Source organism: Catonella sp., assembly GCF_057250765.1.
The window spans coordinates 180,340-198,425 of sequence record NZ_DBHIEC010000003.1 but is presented as its reverse complement, the minus strand read 5'-3'; the positions used below and the strand labels follow the sequence as shown (position 1 = coordinate 198,425).

Below are 18,086 nucleotides of genomic sequence, written 5' to 3'. Positions count from 1 at the left end.
CGTGATAGCCTTAATAGTAAATGTAATATGGTAACTACAAGACCGTGGGAACTTTGTTTTCCTGCGGTCTTTTGTTATAAAAAAAATTTAAAAAAATTTAAAAAAATATTATAAAAAGGGTTAAGTTTTGATGGTAAAATGCCGATAAAATACATGGACTAAGAATACTTACGTAAAGGAGAATGTTATGTGGGAAAAAACCAGACTTAAAAGAGGTGCCCTAAGCGTGACACTCGCTTTAGGACTTGTGCTTACAAGTTTCAACCCTCTTGGCGTATTTGCAAAGGAAGCAGGGGGAGAACAGACTACAGCATTCAGCGAGAGCAGAGTGCTTGCAGATGCCGGGGCGAAAGAGCTTACCTGGAAAGACAGCTACCGTCTGGATCGCACTGTGATGCAGGATGGCAATGTTATTCAGAGTGGGTCAAATGAACCAACCGGTATAATAAATCCAAATAAGAACTTCAGAGTTAATATGAGTGTTGAGCTGCCTGTAGCTACAGATGGCAACGCAAGACCATATCTGAAAAAGAACGACTTTATTCGTATCCCTATGATAGAAAAGGGAGTAAAGTTAACAGGCAATTTAGACCTTGGCAAGTTAGATGCCAAATTCATGGTAAATGGTACCGAGCATACAGTTAAGAATGCGTTTTCAGCGAAGGTAGTAGCTGACAATGCTACAAAAACTGTATACATGGTTATGACTTTACTTGTTGACAACAACGAGTTACAGGATGCAACAGACTTAAGGGCCAATATCAAGATGGACTTTGATGTTGATCAGGACAGCATGGGCAAAGATGCAAAGGGAAACTATATCTATTCTGCAGAGAAGAAGATATATCTTGGCAAGTTTGACAACAAGTTTGTTGTAGAAAAGACCGGAACCATAGACTACGACAATGGAAACGTTGATTGGACCGTAAAGGTTGAGAAAAAAGGTGCTGCTGGAGAGCAGACTTCATTAGCAGGTTATAGACTTGAAGATCCTATTGGAAAAGTAGGTGCCTATATACCTAAGACCTTTACTGTTTATGAAGCGGGTGCAAACAACGCACCCGGCAACAAGATATTTGGTGATGACGGCAGTACTTCATCAGATTTTAAATATGTAACAGGCGTGACTGATGCAGGCAACAACAATGCACTTACCTATGTATTCCCTGCGAATGCGCCAGGCAAGGCAATAGTTAAGTTTAGTACAAGCTTAATGAAGGATTCTTCAGATACATACTATACTGATCTTAGAAATGGCTTTACCAGAGACAACACTGCATATTTGTATCAGAAGGAAACAGATGGGAAATATACTGTTAAAGTTGCTGAGAACACCACAACTGTCAGATGGGGCGGAATGTGGGGAGTTAAGTATCACGGAGGCTATTCCGAGAAAAACGGAATAAGAGATGCACTCTTAAAGGATCACCTCAGTGACAAAGGAATGACAAAAGACAGCTTTGCTGAGCTTGATGAGGACGTTAAAGTAGAAAACGGCAAACATAAAGTACAGTGGGATATCGTATTTGATGCAACAGATAAGAATCTCACAAATGTAAAGCTTAGAGATGAACTTCCTCTTACCGGGCGTTATTCAAAGAAGGTAATGGCTTTTGATAAGGCAATGGTAAGAAAGTGGGATGTAACCGGACATAAGTGGCTCTATTTTGATTATGCAACCGGGACCTGGGGCACTGATGTAAAATACATCACAACTCAGCCACAGGACGGTGTATACGCGATAGGCGATCTAAACACTGTAGCAAAGTTAACAATCTGGTCAGAAGTAGAAGGCTTAAAGGGTATTGACAGATTCAGTAACAATGCAAGAGTTATGTGGGGTAAGGACAGCAAGAAGTACGTAGACCTTACAGAAGGCTTCGACATCGGTAAAAAGAGCATAATTAAAAGAGCAGAGGGTAAGTATATTGAATCTAACCCTACCTGGAATATAAAGGTCAGCAAGGGAACCGTTGATGAGAACAAGGCTAAAGGTATCAAGACCTATGTTTACGATACTTTGATTGATACAAGCATTGGAAACTCAGATGAGTACTATAAGCTTATAAATGGCACAAGTGCTGACAAGGTTGCTGCCAGAGAGAACTTCTCACTTGAAAATGGCGAAAAGAAATTCGCTTCAGGAGTGAAAGTAGCTGATATTGTATATCAGGCAGGTACTGCAAAAATGAGCTATGAGGACGGTTCATTTGCAGATAGCTTAAATAACGGAGCACTTAAGGCCACTGTACATACTCTTTACTATACAAAAGGCACAGAGAAGAAGGCTGTAGGTAAAATCTTAGAAGTAACAGGCTTTGAAGATTGTACCAAGACTCTTGATAACGAGGGTGACAAGTGGTATCCTTTCTCATTCAGAACTAATATACTTGACGCTGATTCACTTACCGGTGGCGCAAGACGTGGTAATGACAGCAACTTAAAATACAATCAGGTTATGAACTTAGCTTACCTTTATGGATCAGGTAAGGTTGGTAAAAATGGTGAAGAAGGCGTAGAATACGGAAGCTTCAGTGATTATTGGGCAAACTTCAACCATAGAATGATTCAGAAGGATGCACTCACAAGTGAAGCGGCTGAAAAGCTAATCGCAGGCGGCGAAAGCAGCTACACAGCTGCAAATGCAAATGATGTTGTAAATGGTACATCAGGTGCATATGCAAAGGACTATAAGTCTGTGATATTCCGTCTTAGCGTAAATGCTGAAAACATAAAGAAATTAGACACAAGTAAGCTTGAAGCATTTATAAAGGACAGCATAGACAGTAAGTTCAAGATAGTTCCTCTTAATGATAAGGATAAATACCTTGTATTTAAGGGAACACCTAGAACAGCCTTTACAGGAGCAGGCTATACCAATGATGCTTATGTAATAGCTGAAGGAAGTCCTGTTGATGCAAATGACGTATTCACAGCAAGTGAAAATGTATCAAACGGATATAAACTTGACACAACATTTACCCTTAAGAAGCTTGACGCTCCTTACGTTATTCTCCTTAGAGCTCAGATAAGAGACGGAGAGAACGGAGACGAGAAGAAGATTATCAATTCAAAGGGTGCTGTGACCAACGATGTGACAGTAACACTTCACGATGTAACTTTTGATGGAAGTAAGGGTAAGGATTACAGCCTTTCAAGCAGCAAGAGTGTTGACTATGATACCAGATTCTTAAGTAAGGAATATAAGGTAGAGCAGGGTGGAATCATAAGATGGACCATAGAGTACAATCCATCTATTATGGATGCTGGTACCAAGAGTGAAATCGAAGCTGCAAAGGATGACAGCGCAGCAGACAAGAAAGATATTACCCTGTACGACATACTCGAGAAGGGACTTAATGTATTCTCAGAAAATGGCAAGCCAATTCTTGGCAAGGGATATTACAGCCTTGAGATGGTTGGCAAAGACGGAAATAGCGTTCCATATTCTGATAAGTTAACAGACCTCCTTTCATTTGGTAAGGAAGGTGGTAAGGAAGCTCTTACACTTAAGATACCTAATAATGAGAGAATGAATAAGTTTATTTTCTCATATAGTACCATTCTTGATAAGAATGCACCTAAGGATATAAAGAATACAGTTCAGATTCGCATTAACGGTGAGAAGAAGTCAGAAGCTGAAGTTGCAACATATACAGTTTCAGCAGGTGTCTCACTCGATACCTTCGTTACAGAAGGCAACTTAACAGCGAAGATAGTAAAGACTGATGCCGAGACAGGAAGACCTATCAAGGGTGTTGAGTTTGAACTCACATATCCAAATGGCACTGTTAAGAAGGCAGCTACAGATGCAACAGGTGTAGTTAAGTTTGCTTCACTTGAAGCAGGAAATGGTTACAAGTTAAGAGAGCTTAGCGCTGAAGGCTATGAAGTAGACAAAAATACTTATGTATTCAATGTTGAGCGAATCACCGTTCCTAATGGCAAGACACTTACCATCGGTGGCTTTGCAGTAGAAGGCACACCTGTAGGCGAGCAGCAGTTAAAGTTCGGTGACGGTGTTGTAGGTGGCAGTGATGGTAGAACTATCGTAGCTACCAACAAGAAAATAGGTGAGTTAAAGGATGAAACAAGCTTTAACCTCATTAAGGCAGATTATGATGTAAACAAGGATGTAATAACCAAGGCAGGTGTGACAGTCAATGAAATTAAGTCACGTCTTGATGGAGTGAAGTTCACACTTACTTCAGGAAGTTCAGTAATTGCAGAGGGAACCACCTCTACACCTGCAGGAATTGTTACATTTGAGGGTCTTGCCAGTGGTAAGTACACACTTAAAGAAGCCTCTGCAAAGGCAGGATATAAGGCTCTTGATAAGACTTACACAGTGGTTGTGACAACAGCCGCAATCAATAAGGCAGCTGGTAAGGCTGTGGTAGATGAGATAGCAGTAGTGGAAAAGGATGAAAATGTTGGATTGGTTGGTGACACTATTGTAGTCCTCAATCATAAGGAGAATGTAACTCCTAATCCGGTACCGGGTCCAAACCCAAACCCAAATCCAAATCCAAACCCAAATCCAAATCCAAATCCGGGACCAACCCCAAATCCGGGTCCTAACCCAAGTCCTAACCCATCACCAAACCCAAGCCCTAACCCAAGTCCAAATCCAAGCCCTAACCCAAATCCTACACCAACAGTACCTACAACAGATATACCTAACAACGATACACCTACCTATCCATCAGACAATTTCCCAAATCCGAACGATCCAAAGAGTCCGGATGAGTTCGTTTCAGTTGATGACAACGGAACTCCAAAGGGTAGATATGTAAAGAAGAAAAAACCTGATGGAACTAACGAGTATGTAAAGGTTAATGATGACGGTACTCCTAAGGGTACAAAGGGCGGTAAGAACAGGCTCCCAAGAACCGGTGGTTCAGATACCATGGTTTATTACTTAGGTGGAGCAATGCTCATCTTCCTTGCATCAGGCATTGTTGTAAGAAGAAAAAAAGTTAATAAATAATTAAGCACTAATAAGAGATCATCGTTTTGGCACTATGCTAAGACAGTGGTCTCTTTTTTTGTTGAGAAAAATATAATAAAAAAAGATTTGAGAATGGGTTGCAATTTTTCTAAATGGTGCTATAATTGCGAATGGGTTGCAAAAGTTTAACTTTGATACATGAAAGGAAGAGAGATGAAAAATAAGAGAAGTTTGTTATTTATGCTATGTGGAATGCTGTTAATTCCACAATTTTTGGCAGATACACAGGTGCTTGCTGCAAAAAAGGCGGAAGCAGGGAATGAGGCAGTTGTTGTTAAGGATGGAGAGCCAAAGAACGATGAAAAATCTGGTGAAAAGCCTGAGGAGACATCTGGAGAGAAATCAGACAAAGAGTCTAAAGACAATCCGGAAGAATTGACGTCTTCTATCAAACAAGATAAAAGTAAAGCTGATAAAGCTGAAAACAAGGAAAAGAAAAAGGAAAAAAACAAGAAGAAAAATAAGAAAAAGAATAAGAAGAAGAGTAAGGGCAGAAATAAAAAGAATAGCTTAAAAAAGAATAAAAAGAAGAAAGCAAAAAAGGACAGTAAGAAAGGCTCTAAGAACAAAGCAAAAAAGGGTAAAAAAGGCAAGAAGAATAACAATAGCAAAAAGAGTAAAAAAGGTAACAAGGATAAAAATAATAAAAAGAAAGATAACAAGAAGGTGAATGAGGAAAAGAACTTAGACCTTAAAGAAGAAGAGGTTGGTAAGATACCAGAGACTGATAAGTACAAGCCTGTGGATAATACAGACTTTAGCAATGCAGGAATTGTAAATGAACATTCAGGAAGGAGTAATTCCTCATCAGGCAAAGAAAACAAAGAAAATATCATTAGAGAGTATACGGTTTTTGGCGAATATACAGATGTTGACGGGAAACTAAGATTCAAGGCAGGGAATGCCATATCCTTACCGGAGAGTGGCTATATAGGATTTATTGCAACCGGGGAAAATACCGGTATAGAAGATAAGCTCACCTGGGAAGGCAAAGACCTTGAGAGCATTAAAAAAGGAATCAAAGGAAACTATGTTATTACCTGTATGACTAGTGAAAATGTAGTAATCGGAGGTAAGGATTACGGCAAGCTTAAGTTCTTGGCCTACATCATAGTAGAGTAAGTGAGGATGATATAATGATTAAGAAGAATGGAAAGAGAATATTAGCATCGGTTTTATCTGCTGCCCTTGCTATTTCTTTAATTAACTATAAAGTGGATGTAAAAGCAGCTGATGAAGCGAAAAATCCTGCGTTTACAAGAGTAAAGAATGTATCAGCAGAGGCTAAGCAGGCTGATATTATGAGTAAGGCTGAAGGCATAGAGCCTAAATCAGATACTCTTAAAGCTGAAGAAGATAAGCAGGTTAGAGTCATAGTGGAGCTTGATAAGGATTCGGTTCTTGATGAGGCTAATGAAAGAAATATGAGCCTCTCATCACTTAGCGAGAGCTTTAAGGAAGAGAAGAAAAAGGAGCTTAAATCAGAGCAGGATGAAGTGATTGCGGAGATTAAAAAAAGTAATATTGAGGCAGATACTTCGGATGTAAGAAACTATGACACTGTATTTAATGGTGTAGCACTTAATGTTAAAGCAGGGGATATAGATAAGATTGATGACATTGATGGAGTAAAAAATGTATACATATCAGAGGAATTTGAAAGACCACTGCTTACTTCATCAGGTGAAATGACAGGAGCAGTCTTTGCAGGAAACTTAGACTACAAGGGCGAAGGCACTGTAGTAGCGGTGATAGACTCAGGTATTGACTATAACCATAAGGCATTTACTCTGGATGATGAGAGTAAAGCGAGGCTTTCTGAGGCGGAGGTAAACAAGCTGATTGAAGAGAAAGGGCTAAACGGGAGATATTATACACCAAAGATTCCTTACGGATACAATTATTATGACTTCAATACCAATCTCTATGACAGCTATGGAGTGATGCATGGAATGCATGTATCAGGGATAGTCGGTGCCAATGATAAGGAGAAGAACCTTTACGGAGTGGCACCAAATGCACAGATACTCGCACTTAAGGTATTTTCGGATGATTTGCAGTATCCAACTACCTTTACGGATATATGGTTAAAGGCCATGGATGACGCTATTTCTCTCGGCGCTGATGTTGTCAATATGAGCCTCGGTTCATCTGCAGGGTTTTCTGTAGAAGGAGAGAAATACCCTGAGACTGAGATGTTTGAAAAGGCAAGAAGGGCAGGTGTGGTAGTTACAGTTGCTGCAGGAAATGACGGAACCATAACCGATGGTAATTACTATGGTGTGAAACCGCTTGAAGGAAACTTTGATACAGCCCTCATTGCCAATCCTGCACTTGATGAAGGCTCATTTGCTGTTGCCTCTATGGACAATCTAAAAAAGTATTCCCGTGCAATAGGCTGGAAGGAAAAGAAAACCAATGAGTTTAAGGAACAGGCTGATGTAGTGCCTGGAGCCAATGCACCTGCTGACAAGCTTACGGGAAAATGGATAGAGCTAGCCGAAGGAAGGGAAGATGATCCTTTTATAAAGAGAAATATAAAAGGGAATTTTGCTGTAATTGAGCTTGTAAATGACACAGAAGGCAAACAGGCATTTGTAGAAAGACTTAAAAAGATAGTAGCGCTTGAGCCTTCAGCCATAGTATTTTACAATCCTGAATCAGAGGCAGAGAGGATAGGCAGAAATATAAGCCTTGGTGATGAGGCAGGCAATATAACTGTGGTAAGGATTAAGCGCAGTACATTCAATAAAATAAGCAACGCTAATAAAATGTCTATGAGATTTACCGTGGATATCTTTATGAATGAGATACCTTTCGAGAATCCATCAGCGGGCAGGCTTTCATACTTTTCATCCTGGGGGCCTACTCCTGACCTTAGAATCAAGCCGGAGATTACAGCTCCTGGCGGCAGCATTTATTCAACTGCGGAGGATGACAGGTATCAGAACATGTCAGGAACCTCCATGGCCTCACCACAGGTGGCAGGAGCCAGTGCACTTATCAGACAGTATATCAGGGAAAATCAGTTAAATGTAGACAATGCTTCTGACTTTACCAAGCTGTTGCTAATGAATACAGCAAAGCCTGTACTGTACAAAGAAGATACTCCTTACTTCGTAAGGCAGCAGGGAAGCGGTGCTCTTGACCTTAAGAATGCACTCGAGACTACTGTTGTAGTAAAGGCTGAGGGCACAAATGACAATAAGGCTGACGGCAAGCTTGAAATAAAAGAAGTAGGCGAAAAGAAGTTCAAGGCTAAATTAACCTTAGAGAACTTTGGTAGTGAGCCAAAGACTTACAGCATTAGTACAAGGGCAGTATACGAGCCTGTTACTGAAGGCTATAGGACGGAAACTCCTGAGGTTGTCTACTCTCCTCAGAGCTTTGAAGGAAGAGAAGTTACGGTTTCAGGAAAATCAAGTAATACAATTGAACTTGACTTTGACTATACAGGTGCAGATGAAATAAAGATAAACAACTTCTTAGAGGGCTTCATAGAGCTTAAAGAAGTGGATGATGAGAGTACACTTAGCATTCCTTTCCTTGGCTTTTACGGTGACTGGGAGAGTGAAAGGGCTATAGATGCTTTTCAGGTAAAAGAAGATGGTAGTGATAAGAGAGAGGTGCAGTTTTTTGTAAACAAGCTGGTTAATGCTGCTTCATCTATGTTCATTACAAGTGCTACACTAAGGCTTCCTGTAGTAAATGATACCCTCTATTTCTCGCCTTCAGGAGCTTATCACAAGGATGTAGCAGTAAGGCTTGCACCACTTAGAAATATGGATGAGATAGAGTATTCTATAATAGATGGTGATACCAATGAGACACTGAGGGTAATAGGCAAGTCTCTAAAGGTAAGAAAGCTTAACAGCCTCGGAAGAAAGACAAGCTTTAACATTATGCCTGATTCCTGGTGGGATGGAAGAATAGGAGGCAAACTTGCGACAGAAGGAGTCAATTATATATATCAGATAAAGGCTAAGCTAAATACCGGCAATTCAGGTGGTGGTAACAATGAGCAGGTATACAGGTATAAATTAAAGGTAGACTCTACAGCGCCGGAGCTTAGTGACGATATTGAAGTTAAAAGTGTAGAGGGGAAAAACAGACTAAAGAGGGTTAAATTCAAGGTAAAAGATAGTGGCAGCGGCATAGAACAGATTTACCTTAATTCACTTAAGTTTGTAGGAGAAGAGGGAAATAACCAAAGCGGACCCGCTCTCCCTCCGGGCGTAGACCCTGCACCTCCGGGCAAGAAAAAGCCTTCTTCAATTGGCAATAAGCCTGCTGCAATAGATGGAATAAGTGGAGAAGACTTAAAGCTTGGCAAGCCTAAATTCGGCAAATACCTTATTCTCAATTTTACAGATGAGGCAGAAAAAGATGGTAAAATACTGCCTAAGGTGACAGATGGAAAGCTTGTTATCTCAGATGATATGATTCCTTCAGACCCTTCAGAGAGCAGGGAGATATATGTTAACAGAAACGGCAGCAGGAATGAGGAAATAGAGGTAGATTCAAGCTTCCTTGCCGATGCCTCACATATCTACATTACAGTTAAGGATTACCTTAGCAATCAGCGTAATGTGACAGTGAAAACAGGAGAGAGTGCAAGCTACAATTCTGTTAGCTTCTTAAACTTCTATGATTCAATGAAAGACAGAGGGGTTAAGGTTTACGCTGATGGGAAACTCCTTGACGATGACAAGTATGATACACTTGACAAAAAGGTAGGCTTAAAGCTTGTAATGCCTGATGATAACTGGCATCTAAGCACGATATACATAAGAGAGGGACATTCTGTAAAATATCTTATCAGAGACAGCAGAGTTCAGCCCGGAATGAAAAAAGAATATAACTATTCTTATGATAAGAATGAACGGGCAGTTAGCTTTACCATAGACCCTCTTAAGAGCAACAAGGAGATAGTGACAAGCTTTGCTAAAGGAGCCATGCCAGAGGAAGCAGAAGAAAAGGATATAAAGGTTGATCTTAAAAAGGCGGGGCTTGGCAACTTTAAGGAAATAAAGCTTGACAATAAGGACATTACCATAGGTGAAGATGAGATTCTTAAGACGAGAAGCGGATATGTTAAGCTTGACCTTAGGTTTAAGGACGGAGTAAAGCCTGTGGTTAAAGGAGTCATCCTCCATAAAAAGGACGGAGAAAATATCATTCTTCCGCTAAAGGGCGCACTCGATCTTGATACAGGAGCCAGTGGCTACAGCTTTGCCAGGGGCTTTTCAGTTCAGATTCATTATAATTTAACTGATGATACTCAGATAGAGATAATCTATGAGGGAAGTGAAGCTGATAAAAAAAGTACACCTTACGGAAATGACCTCTATAATGACGGCTACAACGGGGTAAATAACACTAAGACCAAGTATCCTGTAGTCTTTCTTGAAAGCCCTGCCCTTATGGATGTGATACCTTCTAACAATGAAAAAACCGTAAAGGTTGAAGGCTTTATCGGTAATGTAAAGTCAGACGATAAGGTAGAGACCATAGAAGTATCACTTGTTGATGATAAGGGCAAGGTAGTAGGTGAAAAGGTGGCCTTAAGTGGCGATGATATTAAAGCCCTTGCTAAGAAATATTCATACGGTGGGAATTCACCGTACAATGGCCTTGGTTACACATTTTCAGCTACACTTCCCGTAAAGGACTTCTGTGTAAATATCAGGGTAGAGACGGTTACAAAGAAGGGAGAAAAGGCAAGCATAGTAAGACGTGCCTTCTATGATTTGACTGACCCAGTGCTTACTTATGAAGTCTTAACGAGAAAGCTCGACTCTTCTTCAGCAACCATTAAGCTCCATTCCACTGATGATTCCTTAAGACTTAAGCTCTACAATGGTGACTCACTCGTAGGCATTGTAGATAAGACAGACAGGACCATGGCTTACGGAGGAGTGGTAATTGATAAAGAAATAACAGTACCGCTGAACCTCGGACAAAATAAAATTAAAATCAGTGCTGTGGATTTGGCAGGCTTTAAGGATGAAAAAGAGATAAGTATTTTTAGAACCAAATAACAAGAGTACCCTGGCTGTAGCAAACCAATTGCATAGGATATCGATTGATTTAGATCAAACAACATATTATCTCTGTTTAATACCCCGCTTACATTAGCGGGGTATTTTGCTGCCATCATTTTATTTGCAAATCATCTAATTTATAGTATACTTTTTACATAGACTTAAAGCAGAGTGTTAAATGTTTTTGCAAGGGTTTTGCTAAGCGTAGCTGTGGCAAGCCTGTATCAATGGGAGTCAAAAGCTTTTGACAAGCACATCATGAAAAAAGTAATTTGTTAATGGGGGTTTGGTATGTATAAGGTTTTGTTCGCAGAGGATGAACTACTGGTACGTATAGGGCTTCAAAATGCGATAAAGTGGAGCGATTATTCCATGGAGTTGGTGGCACAGGCAGATGATGGCGGCCAGGCCTTTGAACTTTTTCAGAAGATAAGGCCTGATGTAGTCATTACCGACATAAGAATGGATGTGATGGACGGTCACGAGCTTATAAGGAAAATACGCGAGATAGACAAGGAATGTGCCATTATAGTAATTTCCTGTATAGATGATTTTGAGGTTATAAGAAGGCTGGTACCCCTTAAGATAAACGGCTATGTACTTAAAGCCACACTAAATATGGAGGAAATCAACAAACTGCTTCAGGAAACTAGGGAATATCTGATAAGCATCGGCAGAAGTGGCGAGGATAAGCCTGATAATGAGAATTTCTTAGAAAAAAGACTGAAGAAATACCTCCTTGGTGAAGGCAGTGAGCCCATCTGGAATGAAAATGAGAAGATGAAATATCTCTGTAAGTTTTCATTAAAGGCTGAGGATAGGGATAAAATCAATGACTCAGCTGTTAAATTTATCAACGAACTTCTCATTCATCAGTTCAAAGAGGGTGTTACCCTTATGTTTGAAAAGCCTGTTAACTTCTACATTTTCCTCCCTCTAGACAATGAAAATCTTGAAAAGAGGGTGGAAAGGGTTAATGAACTGGTGGAGAGCTTTCTTGGCATAAGACTCTCTTATACCAACAGTGTGAGACAAAGTAGGGAAAAGATACTGGACTGGTTTACAAGACACGAGAAATCAGGAGATGACGTAAACAATTCCTCGGGCTTAGATAACTCCATAAAGACAGCTATTGACTATATCAATGCTAACCACGGAGAACAGCTAAGCCTGGCCAAGGTGGCTGGTGTGGCAGGGGTATCGCCTACGTATTTTTCAGCACTATTTAAGAAAGAAATAGGTAAAAACTATGTGGAATATCTAAACGAGGTTAGACTTAAGGCTGTACTTAAGGAGTTTAAGGTAAGTGATGCCAAGATATCCTTTATAGCTGAAAAACATGGCTTTCCAAGTCAGGAGTATTTTTCAAGATATTTTAAGAAGGTAATGGGAGTGTCTCCTGCCAAATGGAGGAGGAAGAATAGTTGAATATAAAGCAAAGTAAGAAAATAAATTGGAGAATAAAAGCTCTACTCTCAATACTTGTATCTGTGATAGCTATAGTTATCATTCTTTTTGGCATTACCTATGTGTATTTTGAAAAGAAACTGGAGGATAATACTAAGAAGGTAGCAGAGGCTGCGTTTAGACAGGCTGATAAAGAACTAAAAAAGATGCTTAGTACGGTTGAAGGTGAGGTCAACAGATATGGAAGCCTCACCATTCCTTTAGAGTATTTAAGAGACGACTACAAAAATGATGTTGATAAAAGTGTAGTTTCTATGCAGATAATAAAGGAACTGGATGGGATGATGTTATTAGACCCTAATATAAGCGCTATCTCTTTAATAAAATCAGATGGAAGCTTCATATTCTCGACATCAGACAGAAGTAGAAGCGGTAAAACCTTGGTAAGTGGCAGCCTTAAAAAAGCACTGAAAAAAGCAGAAGAAAAATATCCATATATGATTTGGGTATCAAATTATGAAACTCAGGAAAACGGCGAAAAAGCCTTTAGTCTTATAGCTAATAAGCCTTCTTTTATTGGAATTAAGTACCTGGGAAAAGGAAGTGGAGGAGAAAAGGATGTCTTTATCGTAGCCGGTGTGAATGAAAAATCCGTCAGAAAAACCTATGAATCGGTGGTATATAATGGCAGTACCGCCCTCCTTGTAAATGATGACGGTATAGTAATATCAGAAACAGGAGAAGCTCTTCTTGGCAAGAAATTTGAGAGAAAGGCAGGCTTTCAGACTATTGAGCACGAACTAAAGAACTTTGACTGGAAACTCTACAATCTTGTTCCCAAAGAAGGTTACCTTAAGGATACTAAGGACATTAGAAGATTCGGTACAGTTGTCGGCTTTATCAGCTGTATACTCATACTTATAGCGGGCCTTATATGGAGCAGGAGATATACAAGGCCTATCCAGTATCTTATGGATCAGATGAAACTTGTTCAGGAAGAAAACTTTGACATCAAGCAGCCCGGACATCAGGGATGGGAGGAGCTTGACACCCTGAACTACGAGTTTTACCTCCTCGTTGTCAAACTAAGAAAATACATCTCTGATATCAAAGCAGTTGAAAGAGAAAATACTAAAAAAGAACTTTTGGCACTTCAGTATCAGATGAATCCACACTTCCTGCTTGGCTCCATTAACTCTATCAGGTGGATGGCGGCTCTTACCAACAACAGCGTGGCGGCAAACGCACTTGAAATCCTTGCCAAGATTCTTACTCCAATCCTTAGAAATCCTGACTTCTTGTGGAAGCTTGAGGATGAACTGGTATTTTGTGAGAACTATGTATCTATGATGAATATTCGTTACGGTAATACTATGGAGTATAAGGTCATCTGTGACAATTCACTTCTTAAGGAGGATTTTCCAAGGATGATACTACAGCCTATGATAGAGAACTGCTTCATCTATGGAAGTGATCCTCTTGACAAGAGAGTTATAACTGTCAATATAAGAAAAGAAGAGATGATGAAGGTCTCCATAAGTAACAGTGGCGTAAATATGGACAGGTCTAAGCTTGACAGCCTCAATGATATGCTAAGGAATAATACAGGTAATTCCGAGCATATTGGACTATCAAATGCTAAAAAAAGGCTGGATATTTTGTACAAAGATACAGGTAATATATGGCTTGAACAAGATGATAAAGGCACTTTGACGGTTGAAATAAGGTTTTAATCCTGTTAATTTATTAACTATCCTTTAAATAAGTCAAATCACATTAATTAAAGTCAAAAAAACAAACAGAAGTTTTAAGGAAATATAAAAAAATACAATGTTTTACAAAAATACATCAAGTATTCTTTGTGCAAATTGTTTATAATAAGACCGTAATACTTAAATAAAGTAGTGAAAGTGAGGAGAGTTTATGAAAGGGAAAAAGGTTTTATCGTTATTGTGTGCTGTGACTATGGCTACAACACTGCTTGCAGGCTGTGGCGGCACAAAGACAGATTCTAAGGGTTCAGCAGCAGGTTCTGCTTCTAAGGCAGCTACCTCATCAGCAAAGGCTTCAAGTACAGCTTCAAATGCAAATGCTGATACTTCAAAGCATGTTGACATTACTATCGGAGGACTTAATCTCAAGGATACTGATGAAGCTAACTGGCCTACCGAGACTGTTGAAGAGCTTGAGAAGAAGTTTAACTGCTCAATCAAGTTCAAGGGATATCAGAAGGATAGCTTAAACCTTGACTTATCAGGTGAGAACACCACAGATATCGTTCAGATTAACGAAGACAACATAGACGGCGTATTAAGAGGAAAGCATGCGGTTAATCTTGAGGATTATAAGGCTATTGCTCCTAATATCTTCGCTGATGCATTTAACTTCAGAAACAACGTAATGAAGAACTTCAAAAGCGATGACAGCAAGGGACAGTACTTTGTGACACCTCATGTTACAACAGACAATGTTGAGGAGACATTTGGTGCTATACTTCCTTTTGGCTATGCAGTAAGATGGGATTTATATAAGGAAATCGGTTCTCCTAAGATTACAAATGATGATGAGTATATAGCAGCATTAAAGAAAATGAAGGAAAAATATCCAAAGACAGAGTCGGGTGATGAGACTTATGCATACTCCATCTACAACGATGCTAAGTTACACGCTTACTTCCATAAGGGCTGCCTTTCAGAGGGATATGTTAACCTTGAGGGCGGACTTTATGTACAGAATGTAAAGACAAATGAACTTGTTTCAGATATCTACGATGTAGATGAAGGTGGTAAGGTTACTCCTTTCTGGGCAGGTGTTAAGTTCTACAACAAGCTCTACAGAGAAGGACTTCTTGATCCTGATGCATTTATCACGAAGGGCGAGGACATAAGAGAGAAATACAGCAAGGGACAGTATCTTGGTGGTCAGAACAACTGGTACTTTGGTGATTACAACAGCAACGAGAGAAAGAAAGATCCTAACACATTAAAAGAGTTTGTTTTACTTCCATCTTATATGGGTTGGGCAAATGAGCCTAACAAAGCAGGTTGGAGCGGAAAGTACTACTTCGTATCTTCACATTCACCTAACATTGAGAGAGCAGTTATGGTGCTTGATTATCTTCAGAGCCCTGAAGCTTCAAGAGATACTAACTCAGGTGTTGAGAGTAGATGGGAAGTTAAAGACGGCAAGGCAGTTCTTAAAGATGATACAAAGACAATCAAGTCAGATGGTGCAAGAGCTGAAGAGCTTACAAAGTCAGGTATCGGCGAGAGCAATATGTACAGCAGTGTAGGATATGCAGATAATGATGTTTTAGCTGACGGCGGTATGGTTAACCTTTTCCTTGCGAGTGATATACTTGCAGACACACTTACAGCAGCTGAAAAGGATATGTGTAAGACACTTAAGATTGCACTTCCATCAGACCTTCTTAAGAATGGTATCGCTGAAGGCAAGAATATCGATATGAGAGATACAAAGTCGGCTATCAGAATGGTAATTCAGGCGGCTACAAAGGATATCAACCGTATCGACGGTAACGTGGAAGAAATTACAATTAAAGCTCTTCCAAGCCTCGTACAGGCTAAGACAGATGCTGAATTTGATGCAGCAAAGGCTAAGCTTATGGAAGACTTAAAGGCAGCTAATGTTGAAAAGTCAGTAAGCTGGTGGAAAGAGAACTGGAACACAGCAGTTTCTAACCTTGACAGCATGAAGTAAAAAAGTATTACGGCGCGTCTTAAAACACGCGCCGTTTGTATATGAAACGGAGGGAATTGATGTCAAAATCAAAAGCTTTAACTGCGGCAAAACCAAGAAAAGACTATAAACTTTTATACTATGCCATTCCATTTATGATAATAGTGTTATTGTTTAACTACGTACCTATATTTGGATGGATATATGCATTTTTTGATTATGTCCCGGGCGTTAAGTTAAAAGACAGCGAATTTGTAGGTCTTGAATACTTCAAGCTCATATTTACGGATGCAAACGTGTGGAGGTCATTAGGCAACACGTTTATATTTGCCATTCTTGGCATATTGTTTTCTCCACTTCCAATGTTCTTTGCAATATTGTTAAACGAAGTAAAAAACGGTCCTGTAAGAAAGATAGTACAGACTTTTACTACCCTTCCCAATTTTATCAGCTGGGTAATTATCTTCTCTTTGGCATTTACCCTTTTTTCATCAGATGGACTTATTACTACTCTACTCTTAAAGATAGGAATAGGAACAGAGGGACAAAACCTCCTTGGTGACGGCAATGCGGTGTATATCTTCCAGTCACTGCTTGGACTCTGGAAGGGACTTGGCTGGAGTTCAATCATATATCTTGCAGCCATAGCCGGCATCGACCAGGAGCAGTATGAGGCTGCAAGAGTAGACGGAGCAGGATACTTCAGATGTGCCCTTCATATAACTATGCCTGCAATGATAGGAACCTTTGTTGTACTCTTTATCCTAAACATAGGTAATTTCTTAAATACAGGATATGAGCAGTACCTCCTTTTTAAGAATTCGCTTACAGCAGATAACATCGAGGTTCTTGATCTTTATGCTTATAGAATAGGTCTTGAAAATATGGATTATTCATACGGTGTTGCTATTAGTATTATCAAATCCGTAGTCAGCGTTGTCTTAGTAACCTTTGCCAATCTGGTAGCTAAAAAGATGCGCGGCAGTGCGGTAGTATAGGAGGAGATTATGAACAATCATATTAAGAGCTCTGCTTCAAGACGTGTGTTTCAGGTATTTAACTATATATTTCTGCTTTTTATAACGTTTATATGTATATATCCATTTTGGTATGTTGTTATTTATACACTTTCAGATCCGTCAAAGGCTGGAGAGGTTCCGCCTGTACTCATACCATCGGGATTTTCTTTGGAAAACTACAAGCAGATACTCACGTTGAATGGCTTTCTGCCTTCTCTTGGAATTTCGTTCGCAAGAACGGTTGCAGGAACCGTACTAAGCGTTGGAAGCTGTTCTTTCCTGGGCTACCTTTTCTCAAAGGAGAATATGCCTTTTAGAAAATTCCTATACCGCTTCCTCATACTTACGATGTATATAAGCGGTGGAATGATAGCTACTTATATTGTTATCAAAAGCTATGGATTGCTTAATACCTTCTGGGTGTACATCATACCTGGTATGATTTCAGCGTATAATGTAGTTCTTATTAAGACCTATGTGGAGTCTCTTCCTGCCTCCCTTGAGGAGTCAGCCAAGCTTGACGGTGCAGGAGTCCTCACTATATTTACAAAGATAATTTTCCCTCTCTCAAAGCCTATTATTGCTACAGTGGCAGTATTTGTGGCAGTTGGCCAGTGGAACTCATGGTTTGATAACCACATTTATACAAGAGGCGTTGAAGAGCTAAAGACCTTGCAGTACCTTCTTTACAATTATTTGAATGAAGCACAGAGAATAGCAGAACAGCTAAGAAATGCTACTTCAAATGCAGATGCAAGTGTACTTATGCAGGAAATTTCTTCAAAGGGCATAAGAATGTCTATCACTGTACTTGCGGCCCTTCCTATTTTCCTGTTCTATCCATTTATGCAGAAGTATTTTGTAAAAGGTATCATGGTTGGTGCTGTTAAGGGTTGATTAGTTGAA

General features: G+C 39.7%; 8 protein-coding genes. All 8 read left to right on the top strand.

Going from position 1 to position 18,086, the window contains the following annotated elements:
• The first annotated feature begins 187 nt into the window (after positions 1-187).
• A complete protein-coding gene (locus ACO6HM_RS02840; RefSeq protein WP_485389672.1) occupies positions 188-4,990 on the top strand; it encodes a SpaA isopeptide-forming pilin-related protein in 4,803 nt (1,600 codons plus the stop codon).
• 174 nt (positions 4,991-5,164) lie between these two features.
• Positions 5,165-6,133 carry a hypothetical protein gene (locus ACO6HM_RS02835; RefSeq protein WP_485389671.1) on the top strand — a complete coding sequence of 323 codons (969 nt, stop codon included), beginning with the start codon at positions 5,165-5,167 and terminating at the stop codon, positions 6,131-6,133.
• A gap of 14 nt (positions 6,134-6,147) precedes the next feature.
• Positions 6,148-11,052: a S8 family serine peptidase gene (locus tag ACO6HM_RS02830; protein ID WP_485389670.1), complete on the top strand. Its 4,905-nt coding sequence runs from the start codon at positions 6,148-6,150 to the stop codon at positions 11,050-11,052.
• A gap of 294 nt (positions 11,053-11,346) precedes the next feature.
• Positions 11,347-12,483, top strand: a complete 1,137-nt coding sequence (locus ACO6HM_RS02825; RefSeq protein WP_485389669.1) for a response regulator transcription factor — start codon at positions 11,347-11,349, stop codon at positions 12,481-12,483.
• Positions 12,480-14,195, top strand: a complete 1,716-nt coding sequence (locus ACO6HM_RS02820; protein ID WP_485389668.1) for a cache domain-containing sensor histidine kinase — start codon at positions 12,480-12,482, stop codon at positions 14,193-14,195. The genes ACO6HM_RS02825 and ACO6HM_RS02820 overlap by 4 nt, the downstream gene beginning before the upstream one ends.
• Before the next feature lie 190 nt (positions 14,196-14,385).
• The gene (locus tag ACO6HM_RS02815) at positions 14,386-16,182 is read left to right on the top strand and encodes a type 2 periplasmic-binding domain-containing protein (RefSeq protein WP_485389667.1); all 1,797 of its coding nucleotides are present in this window, start codon (positions 14,386-14,388) and stop codon (positions 16,180-16,182) included.
• Positions 16,183-16,241: 59 nt separating this feature from the next.
• Positions 16,242-17,159 (top strand): ABC transporter permease, encoded by a 918-nt coding sequence (locus ACO6HM_RS02810; RefSeq protein ID WP_485389666.1) that lies wholly within the window; start codon positions 16,242-16,244, stop codon positions 17,157-17,159.
• A 9-nt stretch (positions 17,160-17,168) separates the two neighbouring features.
• Positions 17,169-18,077, top strand: coding sequence for a carbohydrate ABC transporter permease (locus ACO6HM_RS02805; protein ID WP_485389665.1), 909 nt, complete (start codon positions 17,169-17,171; stop codon positions 18,075-18,077).
• Positions 18,078-18,086: the final 9 nt, after the last annotated feature.

Excerpts from the sequence above, each read along its gene's own strand:
- ACO6HM_RS02805 (WP_485389665.1), top strand. The coding sequence starts at position 17,169 with ATGAACAATCATATTAAGAGCTCTGCTTCAAGACGTGTGTTTCAGGTA.
- ACO6HM_RS02825 (WP_485389669.1), top strand. The coding sequence starts at position 11,347 with ATGTATAAGGTTTTGTTCGCAGAGGATGAACTACTGGTACGTATAGGG.
- ACO6HM_RS02815 (WP_485389667.1), top strand. The coding sequence starts at position 14,386 with ATGAAAGGGAAAAAGGTTTTATCGTTATTGTGTGCTGTGACTATGGCT.
- ACO6HM_RS02830 (WP_485389670.1), top strand. The coding sequence starts at position 6,148 with ATGATTAAGAAGAATGGAAAGAGAATATTAGCATCGGTTTTATCTGCT.
- ACO6HM_RS02835 (WP_485389671.1), top strand. The coding sequence starts at position 5,165 with ATGAAAAATAAGAGAAGTTTGTTATTTATGCTATGTGGAATGCTGTTA.
- ACO6HM_RS02840 (WP_485389672.1), top strand. The coding sequence starts at position 188 with ATGTGGGAAAAAACCAGACTTAAAAGAGGTGCCCTAAGCGTGACACTC.
- ACO6HM_RS02810 (WP_485389666.1), top strand. The coding sequence starts at position 16,242 with ATGTCAAAATCAAAAGCTTTAACTGCGGCAAAACCAAGAAAAGACTAT.